Source organism: Arthrobacter sp. H41, assembly GCF_000520535.1.
Lineage (GTDB): Bacteria > Actinomycetota > Actinomycetes > Actinomycetales > Micrococcaceae > Arthrobacter_D.
In genome coordinates, this window is the sequence record NZ_AZRZ01000486.1 from 1 (window position 1) to 2,271 (window position 2,271).

2 protein-coding genes and 1 pseudogene are annotated in these 2,271 nt (G+C 65.1%); 2 read left to right on the forward strand and 1 reads right to left on the reverse strand.

The window, feature by feature from the left end; all coding sequences use genetic code 11:
* A partial coding sequence (gndA, locus tag Y705_RS0101660; protein WP_026531599.1) for an NADP-dependent phosphogluconate dehydrogenase occupies positions 1-1,063 on the reverse strand: 1,063 nt, incomplete at its 3' end.
* A gap of 202 nt (positions 1,064-1,265) precedes the next feature.
* Here gndA and Y705_RS0101665 point away from each other — a divergent pair.
* Together Y705_RS0101665 and Y705_RS16560 are read left to right on the forward strand one after the other, a co-directional pair.
* Positions 1,266-1,559 (forward strand): hypothetical protein, encoded by a 294-nt coding sequence (locus Y705_RS0101665; RefSeq protein ID WP_026531600.1) that lies wholly within the window; start codon positions 1,266-1,268, stop codon positions 1,557-1,559.
* 54 nt (positions 1,560-1,613) lie between these two features.
* Positions 1,614-2,271, forward strand: a pseudogene (locus Y705_RS16560) (23S rRNA (adenine(2503)-C(2))-methyltransferase RlmN); the annotation flags it as partial.

Below are 2,271 nucleotides of genomic sequence, written 5' to 3' on the forward strand. Positions count from 1 at the left end.
TCTCCTCGAGTTTGAGCTCCCACCCGTATTCCTTCGCCGCATTCGTGAGCATATCGATGCCCTGGGCGTAGCTGACCAGCTTCGAGGCATACAGGGCCAGGCGCACATCCTCCACGAAGGACTCCGGGACCTCGATAGATTCCTCGTGTCCTTGCAGGATGCCCTGCGCCAGGACCCGCTGTTCCTTCTGGGAGGACAGGGCCCGGGCGAACACGGACTCCGCGATCCCCGAGGTCGGGCTGCCCAGTTCCAGGGCCGAGACCACCGTCCACCGCCCGGTGCCCTTCTGCCCGGCGGCATCGACCACCACGTCCACGAACGGTCTGCCCGTGCGCGCATCGGTGTGCGCGAGGACCTCGGCGGTGATCTCGATCAGGAACGAGGACAGCGTCCCGGTGTTCCAGTCCGTGAAGATCCGTGCCTGCTCGGCCGGTTCGATCCCTGCCCCGGAGCGCAGCAGGTCATAGGCCTCCCCGATGACCTGCATGTCCGCGTATTCGATGCCGTTGTGCACCATCTTCACGAAGTGCCCGGCACCGTCGGTCCCGATCCAGGTGCAGCACGGCGTCCCGTCGTACTGCGCGGAGATCTTCTCCAGCATCGGGCCCAGCGACGCGTAGGACTCCTCGGAGCCGCCGGGCATGATCGAGGGCCCCAGCAGGGCGCCTTCCTCACCGCCGGAAACCCCCACACCCACGAAGTGCAGGCCCTTCACCGCCAGGGCTGCTTCCCGGCGGCGGGTGTCCTCGTAGTGGGAGTTCCCGGCATCGATGACGATGTCCCCGGCCTCCAGCAGCGGGGTGAGCTGATCGATCACCGAATCCACCGGGCCCCCGGCCTTGACCATGATCAGCACCCGGCGCGGGGTCTCCAGCGAATCCACCAACTCCTGCAAGGACTCCGTCCGAACGAAATTCCCCTCCGTACCGTGTTTTTCCAGCAGCGCGTCGGTCTTTCCCACCGACCGGTTATGCAAAGCCACCGTGTACCCGTTCCGGGCCAAATTCCGTGCCAGATTCGCCCCCATCACCGCAAGACCCGTCACACCGATATGTGCACTCAAGAAATATCTCCATTCCTTTTCAAGGCACCCAAGGGCGCCGCGGCCGGAACGGAACGTCATGCGTACCGTTCGGTTTGTTCGGTTCACACTATTACCGTGGGCACGCCTGCGACCATACGGGCCCCTCTCCACGGGTAATATTTCGGCCGGTTCACCCGGCTTCTCCGGAAGAATGTCCGGGGCACGGCCTAACCTCCACTGCATGAGTATCGGGTGGCACGGCATCCCTCCAAGCGCTGACCGGTTCGTCGCGCCCGAGGGACTGCCGGAGCCCGCCGCCGGCCGGGTGACCGAACCGCCGAAGGCACTGCCCGTCTGGGCGGACCTCGTCTATTCCGACGGCGCTGTTGCCACGGTGAAGGGCTTCGCGATGGCGTGGACCCGTTCGGCGGTGCTGCTGCAATGGGTTGAGTATTCGCGCGCTCGGAAGATCTGGGTTCACGGGTCGGTGTGCCGGAGAAGGGTATTGGAGAGCAGAAACACACCGGCTGCATAGGCTACGGGGCGTTATTCGTCGTCGGATGGCACCAGGCATGAAAGAATGGTATGGATGTCTGACGTTATCCTCTCCCCCACGCCCGGTTCCAGCCGCCCGCAGGTGCGCCCCGAAGTCGAAGGAGCGGAGCCGGTAGTCACGAGCGACGGCCGCCCCCTCCTTCAGTTCAAATCGCCGCGCGTCAAGCAGCCGCCGGTGCACCTTGCTGACCTGACGCTCGCGGAGCGGCAGGAGCGGCTGAAGGAGCTCGGCCACCCCGCTTTCCGGGCAAAGCAGTTGTCCACCCACTATTTCAGCCACTACACCACTGACCCCGACGCCATGAGCGACCTCCCGAAGGCCGGCCGCGACGAGCTGGTTGCCGCGATGTTCCCGCCGTTGCTCACCGAGATCAAGCGGTTGAAGACCGACAACGGCGACACCATCAAGTTCCTCTGGCGACTTTTCGACGGCGCCCTCGTGGAGTCGGTCCTCATGCGCTATCCCGGCCGCGTCACGCTGTGTGTCTCCTCCCAGTGCGGCTGCGGCATGAACTGCCCCTTCTGCGCCACGGGCCAGGCGGGCCTTACCCGCAACATGTCCACCGCGGAGATCGTGGATCAGGTGGTCGCAGCGAACCGGGCACTTGCGGAGGGCGCACTCGGCAACCTGAGAACTGACGGCGGGCACGACGCCGATCGCGTGACTAACATCGTCTTCATGGGGATGGGCG

Bases quoted from the DNA above. Each gene is read 5' to 3' on its own strand.
- Y705_RS0101665 (WP_026531600.1), top strand. From the start codon at position 1,266: ATGAGTATCGGGTGGCACGGCATCCCTCCAAGCGCTGACCGGTTCGTC.